Annotated in this window: 14 protein-coding genes; 7 read left to right on the forward strand and 7 right to left on the reverse strand. The window is 45.2% G+C overall.

Annotated features, from left to right (window positions below; genetic code table 11):
* Positions 1 to 397 precede the first annotated feature (397 nt).
* Entirely contained in the window at positions 398 to 1555 is a 1158-nt protein-coding gene (locus tag BUQ91_RS05770; protein WP_074208485.1) for an RICIN domain-containing protein, read from the reverse strand.
* A 142-nt stretch (positions 1556 to 1697) separates the two neighbouring features.
* Here BUQ91_RS05770 and BUQ91_RS05775 point away from each other — a divergent pair, with 142 nt between their 5' ends.
* From BUQ91_RS05775 to BUQ91_RS05795, 5 genes are all read left to right on the forward strand, one after another.
* Positions 1698 to 2081 carry a hypothetical protein gene (locus BUQ91_RS05775; protein ID WP_072828456.1) on the forward strand — a complete coding sequence of 128 codons (384 nt, stop codon included), beginning with the start codon at positions 1698 to 1700 and terminating at the stop codon, positions 2079 to 2081.
* Positions 2082 to 2093: 12 nt separating this feature from the next.
* On the forward strand, positions 2094 to 2978 hold the full coding sequence (locus tag BUQ91_RS05780) for an OmpA family protein (protein WP_074208486.1): 885 nt from the start codon (positions 2094 to 2096) through the stop codon (positions 2976 to 2978).
* A 292-nt stretch (positions 2979 to 3270) separates the two neighbouring features.
* Positions 3271 to 4269, forward strand: a complete 999-nt coding sequence (locus BUQ91_RS05785) for a class II fructose-bisphosphate aldolase (RefSeq protein WP_074208487.1) — start codon at positions 3271 to 3273, stop codon at positions 4267 to 4269.
* 317 nt (positions 4270 to 4586) lie between these two features.
* The gene (locus BUQ91_RS05790; protein WP_074208488.1) at positions 4587 to 5759 is read left to right on the forward strand and encodes a hypothetical protein; all 1173 of its coding nucleotides are present in this window, start codon (positions 4587 to 4589) and stop codon (positions 5757 to 5759) included.
* Positions 5760 to 5761: 2 nt separating this feature from the next.
* On the forward strand, positions 5762 to 5998 hold the full coding sequence (locus BUQ91_RS05795) for a zinc ribbon domain-containing protein (protein WP_074208489.1): 237 nt from the start codon (positions 5762 to 5764) through the stop codon (positions 5996 to 5998).
* Positions 5999 to 6041: 43 nt separating this feature from the next.
* On the opposite strand, the gene BUQ91_RS05800 is transcribed toward BUQ91_RS05795, so the two are convergent.
* Entirely contained in the window at positions 6042 to 10025 is a 3984-nt protein-coding gene (locus BUQ91_RS05800) for a response regulator (RefSeq protein ID WP_074208490.1), read from the reverse strand.
* Entirely contained in the window at positions 10022 to 11107 is a 1086-nt protein-coding gene (locus tag BUQ91_RS05805) for an HD-GYP domain-containing protein (RefSeq protein WP_072828446.1), read from the reverse strand. The genes BUQ91_RS05800 and BUQ91_RS05805 overlap by 4 nt, the downstream gene beginning before the upstream one ends.
* A gap of 170 nt (positions 11108 to 11277) precedes the next feature.
* Here BUQ91_RS05805 and BUQ91_RS05810 point away from each other — a divergent pair, with 170 nt between their 5' ends.
* Complete coding sequence (locus BUQ91_RS05810) at positions 11278 to 13092, forward strand: glycoside hydrolase family 43 protein (RefSeq protein WP_074208491.1); 1815 nt, start codon at positions 11278 to 11280, stop codon at positions 13090 to 13092.
* Between the two features lie 78 nt (positions 13093 to 13170).
* Here BUQ91_RS05810 and BUQ91_RS05815 read toward each other — a convergent pair whose 3' ends face one another.
* The gene (locus BUQ91_RS05815) at positions 13171 to 13767 is read right to left on the reverse strand and encodes a beta/alpha barrel domain-containing protein (protein WP_074208492.1); all 597 of its coding nucleotides are present in this window, start codon (positions 13765 to 13767) and stop codon (positions 13171 to 13173) included.
* Between the two features lie 155 nt (positions 13768 to 13922).
* On the opposite strand from BUQ91_RS05815, the gene BUQ91_RS05820 reads away from it, so the two are divergent.
* Complete coding sequence (locus BUQ91_RS05820) at positions 13923 to 15308, forward strand: TrpB-like pyridoxal phosphate-dependent enzyme (RefSeq protein WP_074208493.1); 1386 nt, start codon at positions 13923 to 13925, stop codon at positions 15306 to 15308.
* A 149-nt stretch (positions 15309 to 15457) separates the two neighbouring features.
* Here BUQ91_RS05820 and BUQ91_RS05825 read toward each other — a convergent pair whose 3' ends face one another.
* The 3 genes from BUQ91_RS05825 to BUQ91_RS05835 are packed head-to-tail and all read right to left on the reverse strand — an operon-like array spanning position 15458 to position 21182.
* Positions 15458 to 16009, reverse strand: a complete 552-nt coding sequence (locus tag BUQ91_RS05825; RefSeq protein ID WP_074208494.1) for a TlpA disulfide reductase family protein — start codon at positions 16007 to 16009, stop codon at positions 15458 to 15460.
* Positions 16006 to 17193 carry a hypothetical protein gene (locus tag BUQ91_RS05830; RefSeq protein ID WP_074208495.1) on the reverse strand — a complete coding sequence of 396 codons (1188 nt, stop codon included), beginning with the start codon at positions 17191 to 17193 and terminating at the stop codon, positions 16006 to 16008. The genes BUQ91_RS05825 and BUQ91_RS05830 overlap by 4 nt, the downstream gene beginning before the upstream one ends.
* 5 nt (positions 17194 to 17198) lie before the next feature.
* Positions 17199 to 21182, reverse strand: coding sequence for a cadherin repeat domain-containing protein (locus BUQ91_RS05835; protein WP_074208496.1), 3984 nt, complete (start codon positions 21180 to 21182; stop codon positions 17199 to 17201).
* Positions 21183 to 21195: the final 13 nt, after the last annotated feature.

Raw genomic sequence — 21195 nt, forward strand, 5'->3', positions numbered from 1 at the left:
AAGCAAAAAAAGGAGATTCCCGCTTTCGCGGGAATGACAAAAAAAATCCCAGCTCCGGAGAGTCGGAATGTTTAGATTGCTTCGCTTCGCTCGCAATGACGTGAGAAAACCGTTCGCAATGACGTGCAAGGTTCGATTGCGCAAGTATTTATACTTGCATAAGAGAACCGACGCAGTCATGCGCTTGCACAATGACGTGCAAGTCAAGAGAAGGAGTCAACTTAACTGGATGGGACTATAAGCCCCAACCTCTTTGGCTCGGTTATAGCCATGCGAGCATGGCTGCAACGTTCGCCTTTTAAGGTAGTCTTCGGGACGAAGTCCCTCAGAATGACGAACGATTTGTCATCGTCATTCTGAGTGGCGAATAGCCACAAAGTATCCAGTGAAATTTGATTTAATTGCTTTTCAAGATTCTCGACGTTACACCGCGACGAATTTGGCCGGCAGCACGCCCTAAAGCATCGAACAAACGCGATGGCACAGAAACATCCGAAATTTTATTAGGAATTCTTCGTTTGGCAATAGACACCGGCCCATCCTTTGAAGAGGAGTCCTGCCCCGCTTCTACAATTTGCCAAATGAAATCGGACTGCGGTATCGAACTTGCAGATCGAACAAACTTATTCTGAACCACATTTTTTCCAACGGCCTGCAAATAAAGTCCGCTTTTGAAATTTTTGAGGAAATAGACATTCGACATGTTTGCTCTAGGCGCGCCGGCCTTTTCAAACACGTAACGTTGGTGGGCACCGCCGTTGTAACCATAAGTCGATGCGACAACGCCTTCCGCCGTCGATTCGTTCGGGATATCGACCACGCGGTTTCCGAGCTGGATGCGGTAAGTCACAGGATTATCGCCTATCGAATAAATTTTCACGAAAGTCGCCGTATCAGCGCAGCTCATCAATTCAAGAGCATTGGATGACGTAATCCCCATGCAAGTTTTTTCATCGACGAGAGACACGACCCTCCCCTGCATGTAGAACGCTTCCTTGAAAATGTCCTGGTACATGGCATTCACGATTTTCACGTGATTAATAAGGTCCTGTTCCGAATGGACTTCACTACGGTAATTGAGACCATACGGCCAAAAATGCTGGCTGTCGCCTTTGAGTACAGCATCCGGCCCATCAATTTCCTTGATAACCTTTTGAGCCTTTTCACCCTTGAACACACCCCCGCTCATCATCGACTGATATTCCGAAGTCGTCCCCATGCCCATGGTATGCGCCATCTCGTGCATGGCGGTCCCGACGAACATGTAATTGCGATCCTTGCCAAAACGAAGGTCCCCATTACTGCTCGCTTCTGCAGTCGGAACGCCCGTGCTGTAATAAACTTCGATATGCTTTGAAAGGTCAGAATATTTATTGTACAAATAAACCGCCGAATCCATTGCGGCTTCGATTAGCGCATAAGCTTCGCGTTCATCTTGAGTCGGATTGGCAGATTTGTTCAGATGGTATTCAACGTTGCCAGCAAAAGCACTAGACAACGGAAGCAGGAAGGAAAAAATTCCTATAAAACTTGTTTTTTTTTGAAAAATATCCATAAAAGCCCTTCCTATACACATTCTTAATTTACTCTATTCCATATATATAAGCAAGTAAAAAAGTTTTTTTGCAGATGCAAGAACTATGTAATAAACCAAAATGTAATTTTAGCGCGGATTATTAATCATAGGAGAAGCCCCAATGAAGGCTAAATTATTCGCATGTTCTTTAACGCTCGCCCTCGCGGCCCTTACCGGTTGCTCGGGAAGCCAGAGCGGAATCAACCGTTCCCTTGGACAAGCCGATGCAACGCGCTCACTCGTCAATGAAAACAAGCTCGATGCAAGCATGACATCGAACTCGTACTCTAAACTTGTTGCAGCCAAGGCCCTGAAAGAAGACGGTAAAATTGAAGAAGCCCAAGCGCTTGCAGAACAGAGCGAACTCGAAATGCGACTCGCCATAGCCAAATCCGAAAACGAAAAGGCTAAAAACGAAGACAAGAAACTCGAAGAATCTCTCCGCGCCGATGAAGAACGCAAGGTCTTGTACCAGAGCATTCTCGAAAAGGAAACCAAGAAGTAAGGAGCCGCATAGATGAAGACGATTAAGATTTTGACACTCGGCGCCCTCGCCGCTTCCATGAGTTTTGCAGCAGACGCACCTTCTGTTACGCCTGTTGACCAGTGCAGACTCGCCCTCGACAATGCAAAAACCAATTTGCCGTCCAATGCTTACGCAGCAAAGCTTACGCTTGCCGAAGGCTATGGCACACTCAATGCCCTCGAAACTATTTATGCAGACGACGATGAGTCCAAGCTGATTCCGACATTCTTAGAAAACTGCCAAAAATACGCAGAAATTGCAAAACTCCAGGGTGAAACCCAAGCTATCCAGAACCACATTGCTGAAAACTGGGAAAAGCGCGCTGCCACAAACAGCACCATCGAAGCTATCCAGGAACAGATTGGCGAAGCCCGTAGCGGTAAAGTTTCGGACCTCGAAGCCGAAAAGCAGGCCATCAAGGCCCAAAAAGACAAGCTCGAAGCCAGCAAGAACGAAGCTATGGACAAGTTAAACGCCCTCCAGTCCCAGATGATCCAGGTGACGAAGGACGCTCGCGGTATCATCCTTTCGATGTCCGACATTTTGTTCGACGTGGGCCGTGCCACCTTGAAGACCGACCTCATGACAAGCCTTGCCAAGATTGCCGGTATCCTCTCCGTTTACCAGCAGTTTGACGTGTCCATCGAAGGCAACACCGACAATACCGGTTCCGAAGAATTCAACATGACGCTTTCTCAGCAGCGTGCCGAAAACGTGATGAACTTCCTCGTGGAACAAGGCATTGCAGAAACACGCCTCACCGCCAAGGGCCTCGGCATGACCATGCCGATTGCGGACAACTCCACCAAGGAAGGTCGCCAGAAGAACCGCCGCGTGGACCTTGTTATCACGGACCGTACGCAGAAAGTGAAGTAATTGGACTTTCTGATTTTGAAGTCTCTCCCAGTGTGTCACCCCGGCCTCCGAGCCGGGGCCTCTTTTTTATAGCCCGACTGTCACCCCGGCCCTGGTGCTCTTTGACCACTTAGAGCTTTAGCTCTTATGTGGTCATGATCCGCGAATGGGGACGGGGTCGTCTTTTTTATAGCGCAAAATATTGAGTTTTTTTCAAAAAAGACTTTTAATTAGGCTCGATTTTTCTAAATTAAGGCACGTAACTTTTAAACCGGCGGCGCAAGTCGCCAATCAAAAACAAGAGGTAAAACAAATGGCAGTTTCTTACAAGGAACTCGGCTTGGTTAACACCAAGGAAATGTTTGCTAAGGCAGTTAAGGGTGGCTATGCTATCCCGGCTTTCAACTTCAACACCATGGAACAGATGCAGGCTATCGTGCAGGCCGCCGTTGAAACCAAGTCTCCGGTGATCATGCAGGTCTCTAAGGGTGCTCGTAACTACGCTAACGGCACCATCCTCCGCTACATGGCTCAGGGTGCTGTTGAATACGCCAAGGAACTCGGCTGCGCAAATCCGCAGATCGTGCTCCACCTCGACCACGGTGACTCTTTCGAACTCTGCAAGGACTGCATCGACAACGGTTTCTCTTCCGTGATGATCGACGGTTCTGCTCTTCCGTACGAAGAAAACATCGCCCTCACCAAGAAGGTTGTTGAATACGCTCACGCTCACGACGTTACCGTCGAAGCTGAACTCGGTGTTCTCGCCGGTGTTGAAGACGAAGTTGCTTCTGAAGTTTCTCACTACACGAAGCCGGAAGAAGTGATCGACTTCGCTACCCGTACGGGCTGCGACTCCCTCGCTATCTCCATCGGTACTTCTCACGGTGCATACAAGTTCAAGCCGGAACAGTGCACTCGTAACGCTCAGGGCAAGCTCGTTCCGCCTCCTCTGGCATTCGACGTGCTCCACGCCATCGAAAAAAAGCTCCCGGGCTTCCCGATCGTGCTCCACGGTTCTTCTTCTGTCCCGCAGGACGAAGTTGACACGATCAACGCCCACGGCGGTAAGCTCCCGGATGCAGTCGGTATTCCGGAAGAACAGCTCCGCGAAGCTTCTCGCTCTGCTGTCTGCAAGATCAACATCGACTCTGACAGCCGTCTCGCTATGACTGCCGCTATCCGTAAGTATTTCGACGAACATCCGGAACACTTCGACCCGCGCCAGTACCTCAAGCCGGCTCGTGAAAACATGAAGAAGATGTACATGCACAAGATTGTGGATGTGCTTGGTTCTAACAACAAGCTCTAATGAGACCGCTCGGCTCTATCGCAGATTAAAAATGTGATATCGCCAAGTTCTCGCAAAAGCGTGCAAAACGAGCGTCGCGAAATTATGCTTGCATAATTTCATGACCGAGTGAAGCCGCGGACGCTGAAAGCGTCAAACGCCCTCGGTTAATACCGGGGGCTTTGTTGCTCACGGAATAGGCGCGAGAGCGCCTTCTCAAACAAAAGCTTCAAGACCGTGCGGGTAAAACCGCGCGGTTTTTGTTTGTGAAATAGGATCCAAACAAAAAGTTTACAATCACCTCGGATTTTTCCGGGGTGTTTTTTATATTTACACTCATGAAAAAAATATTCTTTATTTTAAGCGCCTTAATTCTTACAAACTGCGCTCCACCAACAACTAACGTCACTAAATACAAATCCCTCCCATCAACACCTGATTCGCAAAAAGTTTTTATTTATTCACCATCAAAAAAACCCGAACAAAAATATGTTGTTATAGGAACAGCATCATTCAATATAGATAAGCAGACGTACATATGTGAATATTCAGATATGACAAATGGTTTTGCAAAAGCATGCCGAATAATTGGCGGTGATGCTGTTATGATTACAGAAATGCAGGAACCTGATTTTACATCCTGTTATCGTGGATCAGCCAATATAATCAAATTTGTTACAGACGAAAGTTACGCCAAAATTTCAAGAAACATCATAAAAAAATATCCTCCTATTCCGGATTCACAAGCCGTTAAAACATATTCAAAATCAGAAAAGCCCAATAGAGAATTTCAAGTTATCGGATCTATTGAATTTGACGATACGGGAAAGACTTTCATTTGCGACTCTACGGACATGATGGAGACATTTACAAAAGAATGTCGTAAAATTGGTGGCGACGCCATTCAGATAAAGAATATAAAAAAGCCTAACAACTATAGCACCTGTTATCGTGGATCCGCAGACATTCTTAAATTTATAGAAAAAAAGACAGTCTCAACCGTTTCAGAATCTCAAGAAAAAACAGAAATCAAAAAAGCCCCAGCTGCTGAAAATCAAAATAAAAAAGCAACCCCAAGTCACACCATATATGTCGCCGTTCTAGAGACGGTCTCACATAGCGTGATAAAACAAAACGAGAACTTATATCTAACAGATGTTCTTCGTGAAGTAGCAAGAAGAGTTTTACCCACCAAAGCAAATTATTTGATAATGACAAGAGAAAACATTTTAGCGATGTTGCCACCAGACAAGTCCATTGAAGAATGTGAAGGAGGGTGTATCGTTGAAACTGGGAGAAATATTTCCGCCGATTATGTTGCACAAGCACGTATAAATACTTATGGTTCTAAAATCACGATAGGCGTAGAACTGTATCATACGGCAACGGGCAATTTAATATCGAGTTTTAACGCAAAGAGCGATGATCTCGACAATCTCGAAAAAGAAATTCGTGAAAAAGCCCCAGACATGTTTAGCGAAATTAAAGTTCTAGAAGCAACAGAGAAATAATCATGATTTGTCCTCATTGTGGCGCAGAACTGAAAGAAAACGCAACATTCTGCCCCCATTGCGGGAGCGACAAGAACACCGGCTGGAAAGAAGGCGCAGAATACAGCGACCTAGACCTCCCCGACTACGATGAAATCATCGAAAATGAATTCGGGGAAAAGAAGAAAAAGGCTAGTCCGCTCGTCGTAGCGGCAGCCATCATCATTGCGCTTGCGTTTATCGCAACAATGATTTTCTAATAAAACGAGATGGAGTTGCCCGTTCGGAGACGGGCATGACATTCTAATCGCTAGATGTCAACGTTTCTTCGAGGCGCTTGAGAGTTGTTTCAGCGGTCGTAAAGTCGTAATCGTCTATTTGGTTATGCAATTTTTGCAGTAGCGTATCTTGTTCCTGCGTAAACATGATTTCGTCAAGCGATTCAAAAATACACTTGCAAGTAGTCAAAGAACAAGATTCTATCGCAGGCCTGAGTTCTTCAATCGCTTTCGCAAGTTTGCTTGATGCTTCAGGGTCAACATGTTTAATAACCACAGCCGAATTAGACTGTTCCGAAGCAATATTTTGCATGACAACTTTCAAGTCATCAATCAGTTCTTCCAAAGCTTTTTCAAACGCATGGAACTCGCTGTAATTCTGTTCCTTCTTGAGTAACGAATTTTCAAGCATCACGCCAAGCGTTTGTACATGATACGAACCGATAGTTCCGCAAAGTCCCTTAATCGTATGCACTATGCGTGTCGATTCTTCATAGTCGACATTTTCAAAAGTCTTTTTCAGCCTTTGCACTTCACCGCTATAATCGCGCACAAAGCCCTGTATAATCTTGAAGTACAAATTCTTGTTGTCATTTGCGTGGTAAAGTCCTGCTGCAGCATCGAAATTGCGTACTTTCTGGAACATGGCAACAATATTATCATCGGCATTTGACGGTGTTGTTGCAGGTTCATTTTCGCTTGGTGCTATCGGCATCTTATCGGCAACCGGCAAATACTTTGCAAGTTCGGCGTAAAGCATTTTCGGGTCAATCGGCTTTGCAATATAGGAGTTCATGCCTGCGCTAATGCAATCGTCCCTGTCTTTTTGGAATGCCTTTGCACTCATAGCAATAATCGGCACGGTCTTGAAATATTCATCAGAACGACTGCGGATAGCCCTCGTTGCATCGAGGCCGTTCATTTCTGGCATCTGGATATCCATCAACACCAAATCAAAAGCATCAATTTTCAGCAAATCCAGTGCAATTTTACCATTAGCCGCAACCATTGTAGCAAGGCCTACGCTGTTCAAAAGCGACACAGCCAATTCTTGGTTCATTTGGTTGTCTTCGACAAGGAGAATCTTTCCTTCCTTGAAGAAAATCTTGTTCTTTTCGGTCTTTACCGCCTTTTGATAGGTAAGCTTTTGTTCGAACGCTTCTTGCATGGAACTGAGCAAGGAACTAATCTGCAACGGTTTTGCAACGCAGCTGTTATAACCAATTTCTTCGGCAAGGTGGTAATTTTTCTCGTCAAAGTGAATCGGGTGCATGAGAATTTTCGGAATTTTTCTCATTTTAAGCGGAAGGCCCTGCACAAAATCAATTCCGTTCACAATCGGCATCTGATAATCGACAATGAAAAGATCGTACGGACTCTCGCCCGCTTCTTCGTGCGCCTGGATCAAGTCAAGAGCTTCGTCGACAGAAGCTGCTTCTTCAACAACACAGCGCAACTTGGTCAGGTAATGCCTCAACACATCGCGAAGCCTGCTGCAATCATCAATGAGCAAGACATTCTTATTCCTGAATGTATTGACAGATTTCCATTTTGGTACCGTTGCCTGAGGAGCAATTGCAAGCATAATGGTAAAGAAGAATCTGGAACCTCTTCCATATTCACTTTCGACTTGCAATTGGCCGCCCATCAATTCAACAAGCGATTTCGAAATCACAAGTCCAAGACCCGTTCCACCATACTTACGCGTAATAGAGCCATCAGCCTGCGTAAAAGCATTAAAGAGATGGTGCAACTGTTCGTTCGTCATGCCAATACCGGTATCAATCACGCTGAACGAAAGTTTTACGTTATTTCCAATAACTTGTTCTTGCTTTATTTTTAGAGTTATGCTGCCGCTTTCAGTAAACTTGGTAGCATTGTTGATGAGATTCGTAAAAATCTGGGATAGACGCAACGGGTCGCCCATCAAGACTTCAGGAATTTCAGGATCCACATCGACAATCAATTCGATGGGACGCCCAGCAATACGCACTTCGGCAAGGGCAGCCACTTCGCCAATAATATCCTGCAACACAAGCTGCGTAATTTCAAGGTCCTGCTTGTTCGCTTCGATCTTAGAAAAGTCAAGAATATTATTTATGATTCCGAGTAGCGATGTTGCGGCATGGCTAATGCGTTCAATAAAGCCTTGCTGGCGTTCATCAAGTTGCGTTTCTTGAATCAAGTGAGCCATACCGATAATGGCATTCATCGGCGTGCGGATTTCGTGGCTCATGTTCGCAAGGAATTCGCTCTTGGCCTGCGTTGCACGTTCTGCAATTTCACGAGCGGCAACAACTTCCGAAATATCAATCATCGAAAGCATATAGCCCACAATAGATTCTTGAACCTTGAGCGTACAAGCTTCACCACGGAACCACGTATCCGTATGCGAATTGAGCGTCTGGAGCATAAACGTATCTTTCCAAACACCCTGTTCATCAAAAGCCTTTTGCAAAGATGCGACAACGTTTTCGGGCATCCCGCATTTGGGCATATTCTCAAGCGATTGGCCAATCACATCCTTCCAGTCCATAACAAGATAATCGGCAAGTTGCTTGGACATATACATGATTTTGCGATTCTTGTCAAAAATCACAAGAATGGAATTACCCGCCGAAAGCATGATAGTATCGAGAATCGTATCTTTCTGAATACCGCTAGTTTCATCGTAAATGAGGAACAAATAACGAATCGAACCGTCATCTTCGACAAGGAACTGGAAAATCACCTTCCACCAGGCATCTTCACCCGTGCAACTTCTGACCGGAACAATAATCTGTCGTTCGCTAGCATGCATTTTGCCGCCCTTCGAAACTTTATAGACAAATTTCTTAAACTGATCCGAGCGGAAGAATTTCCACAAGATTTCGCCACGGATATCATTACCGTTATTGAAGAAATCCGAGAAATAGGCACTGGCATGAAGAATATCAAACGTATCGTTCGTCAATATAATTCTAAAGTTATCGCTTCCCAAAAGCGTTTCGAACATGGTACTCGAACTCACACTTTCGTTCAAGTCTTTCTGGATAAACAGCTTGAAGAGGAACCGGACAATCAACCAAGTGACAAAGATTAGCGCCAATACAACAAGAGCTACAACAAAGATAATCGCATATAAGTTTTCTTGGACCTTTGCGACAACCTTATTTTTCTGAACCACATGAACTACATAGAAAGGAACACCCTTCAGAGGCATGACCATAAAAATCAACTTACGGTTTTCGACATCGGTCTTTTCAAAACGAGTCACATTCTCGGTCGACAAGCTTTCAAACTGAATATCATCTTGGACAAGGTGTAAAAGGCCCGCCACCGTATCCGCTACAATTTTATGGAGACTAGTCTCGTACGGGAAATACGTAAACAAACTATCATTTTCGGAACCCACGAGCATTGTAATGCCGCCTTCCACCTTTGCAAATTCACTCATCAATTGGCGAACCTTTTGCAAATCAATGTCTTGGGCAACGGCTCCCATAAAATCCCGATTCTTGTCCCAAAGCGGATATGAATACGTGAGCACACGCTTCTTGGCCATATTGTTTATTTCAGGGCCTGTTATAGCAAGTCCCTTGTGCCTTGAAGCTTCCAAATACCATGTCTTTATGCGGAATTCTTTTTTGCCTTCGTCAAGCTTAAAATCCCTAGCCGAAACAAACTTGCCATTACGATTACCATAATACGTATCGACAACATAAGGCGATGACTGCTGGTGCTTTTTTAAAGCTTTCTTGATTTCAGATTCTTTTGTATGCTGTAGAATCAAAGGCAACGGCTTAAACTGTTTTTCAAAGCGGCTGAAAAACAATTCAAGGTCCTGTACAGTCTTGTCCTGGAACTTGGATTCCGACGAACTGTACGAAGAAGAAATAAGAGTTGATTTAAGATAGTTCGAAAATACAAACACCAGCACGATGGTAAATACGAGCATCGGTATGGTGTAAACGAGCGAAATACGCCAGCTGAGGTGGCGTTTCTTTTCATTTAACGGACTATGCGTCAATCCCTACATTCCTCGGAAGAAGATGTGTCTTTGAATTCCTCGTATATTTCAGGCAACTGGTCTGCAATCGCTAAAAAGGCATCGACAACATCCGGATCGAACTGGGTTCCACGGCCCTTGATAATTTCGCTTACAGCAACATTGTGCGGATACGGATCTTTATACGGACGTTTCGACACAAGCGCATCATAAACATCAGCAACAGCCATGATTCGTGCGCCAATAGGAATATCGTCTTTTTTCTTGTGGTTCGGGTAGCCTTCGCCATTCCAGTATTCATGGTGGCCAAGCGCCATTTCGGCTGCAATCCGCACCATCGGGTTATCATGAAGTTCCTTGGTCGCTTCTTGCAAAACGTCATAACCCATTTGCGGATGTTGCATCATGACTTCGCGTTCGTCCTGCGTCAAGGATCCCGGTTTGCGCAAAATACGGTCATGAATGCCGACCTTGCCAATATCATGAAGCGGTGCGGCCGTTGCAAGGTTATCGATAAATTCCGATGTAATGGTATTGGTGTACTTAGGATTCTTGCTGAGTTCTTCTGCAACACGCTGTACAATGATTTGGGTGCGCTTGATATGTTCACCGGTTTCTGGATCGCGATATTCCGCCAGAGAACCAAGGCTTGTAAGCATAACTTTCAGAGTTTTGCGCAGGTCAGCAGTTTTTTCATCTACAAGTTCGTGCAAATGGTCGCGCTGTTGTTTCAACTGGAGCTGGTTCTTGATTCGAAGCGTCACAAGAGCTGGGTTAAACGGCTTAGTAATGTAATCAACGGCCCCGAGATCTAACCCAATCTGTTCACTCTTGCTATCGGCCTTTGCCGTCAAGAAAATAACCGGAATACCCTGCAAGATATTCTTTTCGCGCATAATCCTCAATGTTTCGTAGCCATCCATTTCGGGCATCATCACATCGAGCAAAATTAAATCAGGCTTAACCTTCTCCGTAAGTTCAATAGCTTTCTTTCCATTAAGCGCCACACAGACGTCATAATCATTAGATAAAATACCCTCTAACACATCAATATTCGTCTTGGTGTCATCAACAACTAAAATTTTCAAGCGGGAACGTTCCATATTCAAAATATAAGTACAAAAAACCAAATATTACAACTCATTTTATTGCATTATAGAACATAAAATAGACTTATTTTGGCCTATGGATTATTTCACAAAGGTTTCACATCATGATTTAGTGATTTTCGTCATAGCAGAAAGTATATTAGGAGTATAAATTTGGAGTTTTTATGAAAAATCGTTTGGGATGGACCAAAGTACTCTTTACTAGCGCATTTCTGGCTAGCACTGTTCAAGCCGATGAAATTGTCGATATCACTCCGTTCTATCGAGCTGTCGATAGCGTGGCCTTTGGCAACATAATCAACGACCTTTATAATGACCTTACCCTCCCCGACACGATAAAGTTGGGCGGGGAATCCTTTGCAATCACCTGGGAAAGCAGCGATACGCTGTTCCTCACCCATGATGGGCACATCAACGGTCGTTTTGTCGGCGAAAACAAAGAAGTCACGCTCACGGCGACCGTGCAAGACTACTTGAGCGATAAAAAACAAGTTGTAAAGAACAAGGTTTCTATCCACGGATTCGAGCCTTATTCCAACTACCTTTTCGCGTACTTCCCCGCCAATAACGACGAAAACATCTATTACGCCCTCAGTAACGACGGATACAACTTCACCCCGATGAATAACGGCAAACGCGTCGTTGCCGCCGACTCCGTGAGTATCAAGAAAGGGCTCCGCGACCCCCACGTGCTCCGCGCACCAGACGGCTGGTTCTACATGGTCAATACCGACATGAAGAGTGCCGAAGGCTGGGCCAGCAACCGCGGCATGGTGCTCATGAAATCGCGAGACCTTATCCACTGGAAACACGCCACAGTACATTTCCCGGACAAGTACAAAGGCAAGAACTTCGCGAACGTGACCCGAGTTTGGGCTCCAGAAACAATCTGGGACGAGAATTACGAAAACAAGGACGGGAGCAAAGGCCGCCCGCTCGTATATTATTCGCTTTTGACTAACGACGGGACCATCTCTTACGACCAAGTGTTCTTCAACTACGCGAACGAAGACTTTACCGACCTCGAAGGCGACCCGAAGCACTTCTTTGACCGCGGCAAATCCACCATCGACATGGACATCGTCTACAACCCAGTGGACAAACTCTACCACGGGTTCTACAAGAACGAAGGCGACGGTGGCATCTGCAAGGTGCAAGCAAGGACTCTCACCTCCGAAAATGGGACTAAGGGGCCAACGTGGTACAACAGAACCGGCGCTTTGCAGCAAACAACCGAAGCGGTCGAAGGGGCAGGAGTGTTCAAGCTCATCAACCAAAATTCCTGGGTCTTGATGTACGACTGCTACGTGAATGGGCATTACCAGTTCACGTCTAGCTCGGACCTCAATACATTCAAATTCGTGCAGAATACCAAGACAAGCGGCGCATTCACGCCACGTCACGGCACAATTCTTCCTATTACCGCCGAAGAAACCGCGGCCCTCATGAAAGCATTCCCGACGCCGGATTTCGAACCCAAAGTTATCGACATTCCCGATTCTATCGGTGTTTGCGATGGCAAAAAAGTGGTAGGCCCGTGTAGCCCAACAAAGATTGTCCCCTACGTAAAAGTCGGAGATGCAAACTGGGCTATAACGACCGATTTGAAAGTTTCAAAAGGAGCTACGCTTACGCTTGGCCCGCACCCGTGGGATGGCATTATTTGGAATTGGGAAGGTCCGGACGGATTCAAGTCAACCGACCGCGAAAATACACTCAAGAATCTGGATGGCACCAAGAGCGGCTACTACACAGTCACCTACACGAACGAAACAGGCTGTAAGAGCAGCGTCAAGATCAAGATTGTCGTTGATGATCCTGACCACCCATACGTTGAGCCTCCTCCTGTAAGCATCAGCAATCGCGGCATGCGCGAAAACCGCAAAGACACGCACCTGAACCGCACACGCATGTATTTCGATTTGCTCGGCAACAGGCTTAAAGGCAAGCCGCGCAACGGAATGTATGTTGTGAAATAGTTATTGGTCGTTCGTCATACTCGACCTTGTCATCCTGAGCGAAGCCCAGTAAGGGCGAAGTCGAAGGATCCAGGAAAATTAGATACCTGCAACAGCTCTGTTTAATTTGATAAATGCATTGACAGAGTCCGCGTAATTCCAGATCCCACCAAGGGATGCTACGCCTGCAGGCGACATCTTCTTGAAATCATCGATTGTATCCGTATCGACACCGCCCCACAAAATGAGGGGCGTTTTTGCATTTACATTCAAAGAAGTTCCTAAAGATTCCATAACTTCCAACGCCGACTGCGGTTGCATAACTGGTCCAAGGAGCGCTCCGGCAACCCATTCCGGGAGATTTTCGACCTGCTCCACGCTTCGGCAAAACGCAACGCAATTTACGCGTTTCCAGCTTTCAGGAACCTCGCCCATCAAACTTTGTGCTTCACACACGCAGCCGCGCACATCAAGCTGTTCGGCCAAATCGGGCGTTCCACGCACCCAAATACGGTCACGCAAATCCATGGGCAGGCTCAAGAGCCAACGTTCGTAATCGTCCGGAGTCGCATGAAGATTCGCGCCACGACCTCGTTTATCAAGAATCAAGCGCGTAAGCCCTCGACGGAACATTTCTTCGATATCATCGTATTCTGCCGCAAAATTATCAGGACAAGTGATAAGCCAAAGTCGCATAAATATCAGGGTTTTAGTGAATCAAGCTAAAGTTACTCAAATTCAGAATATTTTGCAATAAACACGTTTTATGTTTCAATTAATTTGAGAAGATTCTGTTGTCACCGCAATTGGGTTTTAATATATTTTGGCCACAAAACAAAAAGGAAAACGAAATGAGAAACTCGCTCAAGATCGAAGGTCAGGTCAAGACTTATCTTAAAGAAGATGAACTCCCGAAGGCATGGTACAACGTCCGTGCTGACATGAAAAAGAAGCCCGCTCCGCTCCTGAATCCGGGAACCGGCAAGCCGGTAACGTTCGAAGACCTGCAGCCCGTCTTCTGCGACGAACTCATCAAGCAGGAACTCGATAACGACACTCCGTACATCGAAATTCCGGAAGATATTCGCACGTTCTACAAGATGTACCGTCCGTCTCCGCTCGTTCGCGCCTACTTCCTCGAACAGGCTCTCGGCACTCCGGCTCACATCTACTACAAGTTCGAAGGCAACAACACCTCGGGTTCTCACAAGCTCAACTCCGCTATCGCTCAGGCCTACTACGCCAAGAAGCAAGGTCTCAAGGGCGTGACGACTGAAACGGGTGCTGGCCAGTGGGGCACCGCCCTTTCGATGTCCAGCGCATTCTTCGGACTGGACTGCCAAGTTTACATGGTGAAGGTTTCTTACGAACAGAAGCCGTTCCGCCGCGAAGTTATGCGCACCTACGGTGCCAAGGTGACTCCGTCCCCGTCCATGACGACCGACATCGGTAAGAAGATTAACGCCGAATTCCCGGGCACCACGGGTAGCCTTGGTTGCGCCATTTCTGAAGCTGTGGAAGCAGCCGTGAAGCAGCCGGGTTACCGCTACGTTCTCGGTTCCGTGCTGAACCAAGTGCTCCTCCACCAGTCCGTGATTGGTCTTGAAACGAAGGCCGCTCTCGACAAGCTCGGCGTGAAGGCCGACCTCATCATCGGTTGCGCTGGCGGTGGTTCTAACCTCGGCGGTCTCGTGAGCCCGTTCATCGGTGAAAAGCTCCGTGGCGAAGCCGACTACGATATTCTCGCTGTGGAACCGGCAAGCTGCCCGAGCTTCACTCGCGGTAAGTACGCTTATGACTTCTGCGACACCGGTAAGGTTTGCCCGCTCGCCAAGATGTACACACTCGGTTCTAGCTTCATCCCGTCTGCAAACCACGCTGGTGGCCTCCGCTACCACGGTATGAGCAGCATTCTCTCTGAACTTTACGATCAGGGCCTCATGCGTGCAACGTCTGTCGAACAAACTAAGGTTTTCGAAGCCGCAAAGCTCTTCGCCCAGACCGAAGGTATCCTCCCGGCTCCGGAATCCAGCCACGCCATCCGCGCAACGATCGACGAAGCTCTCAAGTGCAAGGAATCTGGAGAGGCCAAGAACATCGTGTTCGGCCTCACCGGTACGGGTTACTTCGACATGGTCGCCTACCAGAAGTTCAATGACGGCGAAATGAGCGACTACATCCCGACGGATGAAGACATCGCCAAGAGCCTCGCACAGCTTCCGAAGGTCGAAGGCTAAAAAATCCTAATGGACCCTATCAGCCGAAGGCCTCCAGGGTGACACTTCAGACTTGCATGTCATTCTGGAGCCTCGAAGAGGCGATAGAATCCAAAAAGCAAAAAGCCCCGGATTAATCCGGGGCTTTTGCATTACCGAAACTTTTCGTTTTACTTAGCCCAAAGAACTTGAGGCCAATCCTGACCTTCTTCGCTGAGCATAAACAACGGCTTCATTTTAGAATCAAGCACAATGGTACGCGGCAAGCTGATTTCTTCATTCTCTTTGACCAAACCAAAGCCTTCCGTAAGACGTTTAAATGGGTCGATTACAACTGTGAATACAGATGCGTTCAACTTTTGTATCCACTTTTTAATGGCCCCTTCATCACGTTCGCCAATATTGACAAGCACTACGGAAACGTTATTCTTTTTGAGCTCATCATAATTTTCGACCAAACGCTTTACACCAACTCTACAAGGAATGCACCACGTTGCAAAATAAACAAGAGCAGTGCGTTCACTCTTTTGGGTAAGCTTTTGCAAATGCACGCGTGTAAAAGGCACCATGCTTTCCGAGAACTCGCGAACAGCAAACCATGGCAACGAATCCGCAATCGTTTTTGGCAATTCAATTTTACGCGACTTTTCAGAATCCGAAGCCGGTGCAGCAAACGAGAGCGATGCAGTCAAAAAAGCAACAAGAAACAAAATACGAATCATTCCAATCTCCACTTGTTCAATTCTTTTGCCCAGTCGTTAAACCAATCACCATTCGAAATGTTCTGGTTCAAACGCTCTAAAGCCTCACTCTTGTCGTAGCGGCCATTTCCCTTTACTTTACCATTTACGCTAAAGTAAGATTCGCCATCACAACTCGAGCCATTCAGAGTCAACGTAGCCGTGCAAGAAAGTCCAAGACTTTTTTCAATACATTGTGCAGGCGAGACATTCAGCTTTAACAAAAGTCCGCCCTCAGAACATTCTGCCGCACGCACCGGATACTTTGCCGAGATACGTTCAAACACAGAACGACGCTGTTCTGCAGATTCATCCGCACCATTTTCTTCTTGATAATAAAAAGCATATCTTGAACGGAAGTCATTATACTTCTGCTGAGCGGCATCGAAAACAGGCTTTATATCTTTTTCGGATTTCACGCCAAGGCCATGAAGAACATCCTCAACCGCAAGCAAGCGCACATAAACTTCGCGAGCATTTTTAAACGCTTTATTCTTAACAATCGGGTGTTTCTGTTCTTCAAAAGTCTTGATGGCGAGAGCCACAGAATCCTGCAACAGCGAAGATTCCTTGACAAACGGCCTTGCGGCATCAGAGCGTTGCATACAAGCAACTACGCCATTTTTTCCGCCCACGTTCAACGAAGCAACAGCCTTTGCATCTTGGGCATTTTGCAAACGCGTAATCACCTTCGTTTTTGCCTCGAATGAAGATGCCAAAGTTTCATTGCCTGCAGCATCCACATTCGACTGGCGAGTTTGTTCCGTCTGAGCAACCACAACAGACTGGATTTTTGCAGCAATGTCCTTTTGAGCCATCAACAAAGCGGCACCAGCATCATCGGCAATACCTATACCGCGTAAATCATCTACATTCGGGCAAGCATAAGATTGAAGCTGTTCCGAAAGCGAAACATTAGACACAGACGATGTCTGCAGAACAACTTTCGAAGCAACACCTTGAGCTTCGCTTTTTTGCGAAGATGATGACGGCACCGGTTCCATTTCGTCATAAGCCTGAGCGGCCCTAGCGCGAGCCTCATCCGCCCCCACATTCACTTTATTGTTGGCAGTATAGTCACTCCCCGCACAACCGAAAAGTGAAATCAAGCCACCACAAAACAGAAACTTTAAAGAATTCATATTGGCAAATATAATTTTTTTCATGGTAATCACTTCACATTCACTCGTTTATAGCCAAGCCCAACTCGAACGACATACGCGCCACGCGTCGAAACCTTCACACGAGTATCCTTGTCGCTCAACTCACCCGTAGAAATCACATGCCCCATCATATCCATAACGGCATATTGTTTTGCAAGTCTCGGCAAGGATTCATCCATAACGATTTCAAATTCGAACGGAGCAACCACTCGAACATGGAATGTCGGAATACCATAATCAGACGCATTGGAATTAGACGAAGACACGCTTGATTCAGGCGTTACAATATTCTTGCTAGAGCTTGAAGCGACCGTTTTGCTGCTAGAGGAAGCCGGCTTAGAATTGCTAGAACTCGAAGCAGGCTTTGCAGAGCTGCTAGAAACAGCCTTGCTGGAGCTAGATTCCACCGGATCATTCGGTGAATTCTTAAGCGAAATCAGCACCTTTGAAGAAGATTTGTAGTCCGGATACTTTTCAGTATTCCTATCGTACAACGAGACATCAAGAGTGTACGAAAAACGCGTTTCTTTTTCAAAGTCAAAATCACGTTTTGTCTTGATTAAACCATTTTCGGTAATCATAAACAAGTCGGTATCTCCACCCACGGCTTTAAAAATGTTATCCGTAAACGCTTTTGACGTATCTGGATCATCAGCATAAAGCTGACCCACCAAATGATTCTTCCCTTCATGTTCGTAGAAGAAATTGGTAAGGCTTCCCGAAATCGAGGGTTTCTCGTTCACATCAGTGATATTAATTGTTTTTGTAAGTGAAGCTGTTTTATTATCAGAATCAACTACAGAAATTTTGACCTTATGGGTGTGCGCAACCGTTTCGTAATCCAGCTTAGAGCCATCCTTCACGACAAGGCAAAGTTTATATATGGAGCCAACTTTTTTGATTTCTGCTTTAAAGAAATTATTGGCCTTTGTACTACCCAAGTCAGTAAACGACGCAGAAAGATTTTCAACTTGACCTGGATCTTTGTCCGACACTACGTAGCAAGCGATTTCTGAGCCTGTCGATGTTTTACTACCATCAGTAGATTCGGCAACATTATAGGAGTCATGGCCATCATCAGCAATCTCGGGCTCATGCGCTACCTTGCGAACATTGATAGTGATATCAACAGAATATGTAAGTGATTCATCCGATCCATCTGTTGCAAGAACATGATATTCATAAACATTCTTCACATCATAATCCAAGGCACCATCTTTAGCTAGCTTAATCGTTCCGCCACTACCAATGGTAAACAAATCACCGTATTCTTCGTAGCCGAAAAATGGCGAAAGCATGTAAGTCGGTAACGCACAGGTCTCAATAAAATCACCCTTGCAATCGTCATCTGTTGCAACTACAGTTCCAACCATTGTGCCAGAAGATGCATTTTCATCAATGTAGAATACAGTCGTGATGTCTTCCGGGAAAATTGGCGATTCAGGAAAATCAACGACATTAACAGTTACAGGCACGCGATTTTCAAGAATTTCATCAGAAGCAACAACTTCAAAGGTATAAGAAGACTTGGATTCGTAATCGAAAGTTACGTTCTCGTTGGTAGTGATTTCACCCGTATTTTTATTAATCACAAACGATTCAGATTCATCACCCACAAGAGAATAAATAACCGTTCCATCAACATCGTGATCTACAGCAGAAACAGAACCCAAAACCGTTTGCTCTGCATTTTCTTCAACAGTAAATTCATAAGACGGTTTTTCAAATACCGGCTTTTCGTTGACGTCTACAATTTCAACAGTTACAAGAGATCTGACTTCAAATTTACCATCCGAAGCAACAACTACAAAAACATAAGAAGTTTTTGTTTCGTAATCGAAAGTTGTACCATCCTTAATCACAATTTCACCAGTACTTGCATTAATATCAAATAACGCTGCATCATCCCCATCAAGAGAATAAGTAATCGTGGCATCAGCATCTGGGTCTACAGCAGAAACAGAACCTACAAGATTCGAGACATCAACATCTATATCCTCTCTAATAAAATATTCATATGAAGAATAAGCAAACACAGGTTCTTCGTTAACATCGGTAACTGTAATCTTAAATGTTTTGTCTTCATAAAGGTTCGGATTAAGAAGATTTCCATCACCATCCACACCGGCATCACGCACTCGCACAGTGATTTCGTATTCATTTTTAGATTCGTAATCAAGTGCAGCATCTTTCTTTAGCTGAATTTTACCATCGGAATTTATTTCAAAGATACCACTATCATCAGTGATAATGACTAATTCATTATTGTTATTTGCAAATTTATCCTTATCTTCAAACGTAATCGCAACCGTTGACACGGTTGTATTTTCAGCCATTTCGATTTCATCCGTAGTAATTGTAAAGTACGGTTCTTCGTTTACATCCAGCACTTTAATTCGGGCATACTTTTCCGTTTCGTTTTCTTCAGCATCTTTTATGGTCAATTTAACATTAAAGGCAGCGTCTCTCTTATTGGTATTGTATAAAGCTTCATAATCCAAACTCTGTTTTGTAACAAAAACAAACTTATTCAAGATAGGATCTTCATTATCATCAATAGCAGATGCAATTTCAAACAAATCTTGAGCACAATTCGTTTCAGGGGTACAATCATCCATATCTGTTATTGAAACAGATTGCGCAGTCACACCAGAAGCATCATCTTCATAAGCGGAAAATTCGCCAAAGCGTGTGCCAGAAGATTTATTTTCAGAAATTTCATAAGTTTTAGCAGGCAAAGATTCTTTCAACAGAGTCAAACCATCAAGATTATTATCAATCCACTGCACTTGAATAAAAAGGTTATCGTTAATCAATTTTTTAGGATTAGCAGCATAGTCTACAAAAATCAAGTGACCGCTAGTTGAAGTAACAAAAAGATGTCCCAAGCCATCAGCAACCCCTTGATGGAAACGCCACCCAACACCAGATGTTCTCGGCCCAGTTAGATTTTCTTTTGTTTCTTCAAAGAAATACTCACGCATATCTATCATTGCAACGACCTTGGCTTTAACAAGCCCCTCTTCACGATAGGGCTGAATCTGCACAATTCTCGCACCACCGAAAACAAAGATAGTCTTGGAATACGGGTCATAGACACCACCATGGGCACCTTCCAACGAATCAATCAAAATTTTGGTTCCAAGCTTAGTGATGACATTTTCACCAATTTCACCGCCAATTTCGGCTTGGTTTTCGGAGTTCACTTCCGTCCAAGTCGTATCGGTAATTACACCAAAATAAACATCTTTCAAACTGTTTCTTCTTTTTCTGTCTTCATCAGTACAGGCCCTAGTTCCGCCGGAGGCTTCGCATCCACCACCAAAATAGTCAGAATGAGTAAAGAAAGCTGTTCCTTCACCATCCCAAATTAGGGTTGTCATTTTGTGGTCCGGATCTGTACCATCGCTAGCTTCAAGTTCCACCTTATAACCAATTGATGCAAGGTTACCGTTACTAGGATCAGTCTTTGTTGAAAAACGATAAAGATACCCCGGAATACCTGCAGCCCAAAGATTTTCTCCATCGGGTTGCATCATCAGGTGCCAAAAACCACCACTTTGCGATGCGGGCTCCGATGTAGCAACAAGACATTGTTCCCCCATTTCCTTAGCAGTACGGCTTACTTTATAAATGTATTCGCCCATACCTGCCACCAGCAAGTCTCCATCAGGGTGTAACCCCATACCTCCAGAACCCTTGATGCCGTCTTCCTGCTCACAAAGCGTTTTCTTGCTCTCTGTATTTATCTGCAAATAACCTGCACCATCGTACCTGTAATCGATACTTTTTACACAATCACTCACTTCGTACTTGGTATAATATATCGTACCCTTAACCATAGCATGCGGCACAATATCGCCAATCTGCTGGACCCAAATACCTGTTCCTACGTTTTGGGGAGCAGGAAGTGATATATCAGCAGCAAACGACAAAGCAAACCCAACCAAAACAGAAATCAAAACTTTAAAATTCATCTTACGAAACAGCATATTCACCCCTCCC

The organism is Fibrobacter sp. UWB11 (genome assembly GCF_900143015.1).
Classification (GTDB): Bacteria; Fibrobacterota; Fibrobacteria; order Fibrobacterales; family Fibrobacteraceae; genus Fibrobacter.

What these genes read in the sequence shown, in the direction of transcription:
- BUQ91_RS05770 (WP_074208485.1), bottom strand. Translation starts at nt 1,555, where the DNA reads ATGGATATTTTTCAAAAAAAAACAAGTTTTATAGGAATTTTTTCCTTC.
- BUQ91_RS05775 (WP_072828456.1), top strand. Translation starts at nt 1,698, where the DNA reads ATGAAGGCTAAATTATTCGCATGTTCTTTAACGCTCGCCCTCGCGGCC.
- BUQ91_RS05780 (WP_074208486.1), top strand. Translation starts at nt 2,094, where the DNA reads ATGAAGACGATTAAGATTTTGACACTCGGCGCCCTCGCCGCTTCCATG.
- BUQ91_RS05785 (WP_074208487.1), top strand. Translation starts at nt 3,271, where the DNA reads ATGGCAGTTTCTTACAAGGAACTCGGCTTGGTTAACACCAAGGAAATG.
- BUQ91_RS05790 (WP_074208488.1), top strand. Translation starts at nt 4,587, where the DNA reads ATGAAAAAAATATTCTTTATTTTAAGCGCCTTAATTCTTACAAACTGC.
- BUQ91_RS05795 (WP_074208489.1), top strand. Translation starts at nt 5,762, where the DNA reads ATGATTTGTCCTCATTGTGGCGCAGAACTGAAAGAAAACGCAACATTC.
- BUQ91_RS05805 (WP_072828446.1), bottom strand. Translation starts at nt 11,107, where the DNA reads ATGGAACGTTCCCGCTTGAAAATTTTAGTTGTTGATGACACCAAGACG.
- BUQ91_RS05810 (WP_074208491.1), top strand. Translation starts at nt 11,278, where the DNA reads ATGAAAAATCGTTTGGGATGGACCAAAGTACTCTTTACTAGCGCATTT.
- BUQ91_RS05815 (WP_074208492.1), bottom strand. Translation starts at nt 13,767, where the DNA reads ATGCGACTTTGGCTTATCACTTGTCCTGATAATTTTGCGGCAGAATAC.
- BUQ91_RS05820 (WP_074208493.1), top strand. Translation starts at nt 13,923, where the DNA reads ATGAGAAACTCGCTCAAGATCGAAGGTCAGGTCAAGACTTATCTTAAA.
- BUQ91_RS05825 (WP_074208494.1), bottom strand. Translation starts at nt 16,009, where the DNA reads ATGATTCGTATTTTGTTTCTTGTTGCTTTTTTGACTGCATCGCTCTCG.
- BUQ91_RS05830 (WP_074208495.1), bottom strand. Translation starts at nt 17,193, where the DNA reads ATGAAAAAAATTATATTTGCCAATATGAATTCTTTAAAGTTTCTGTTT.
- BUQ91_RS05835 (WP_074208496.1), bottom strand. Translation starts at nt 21,182, where the DNA reads ATGCTGTTTCGTAAGATGAATTTTAAAGTTTTGATTTCTGTTTTGGTT.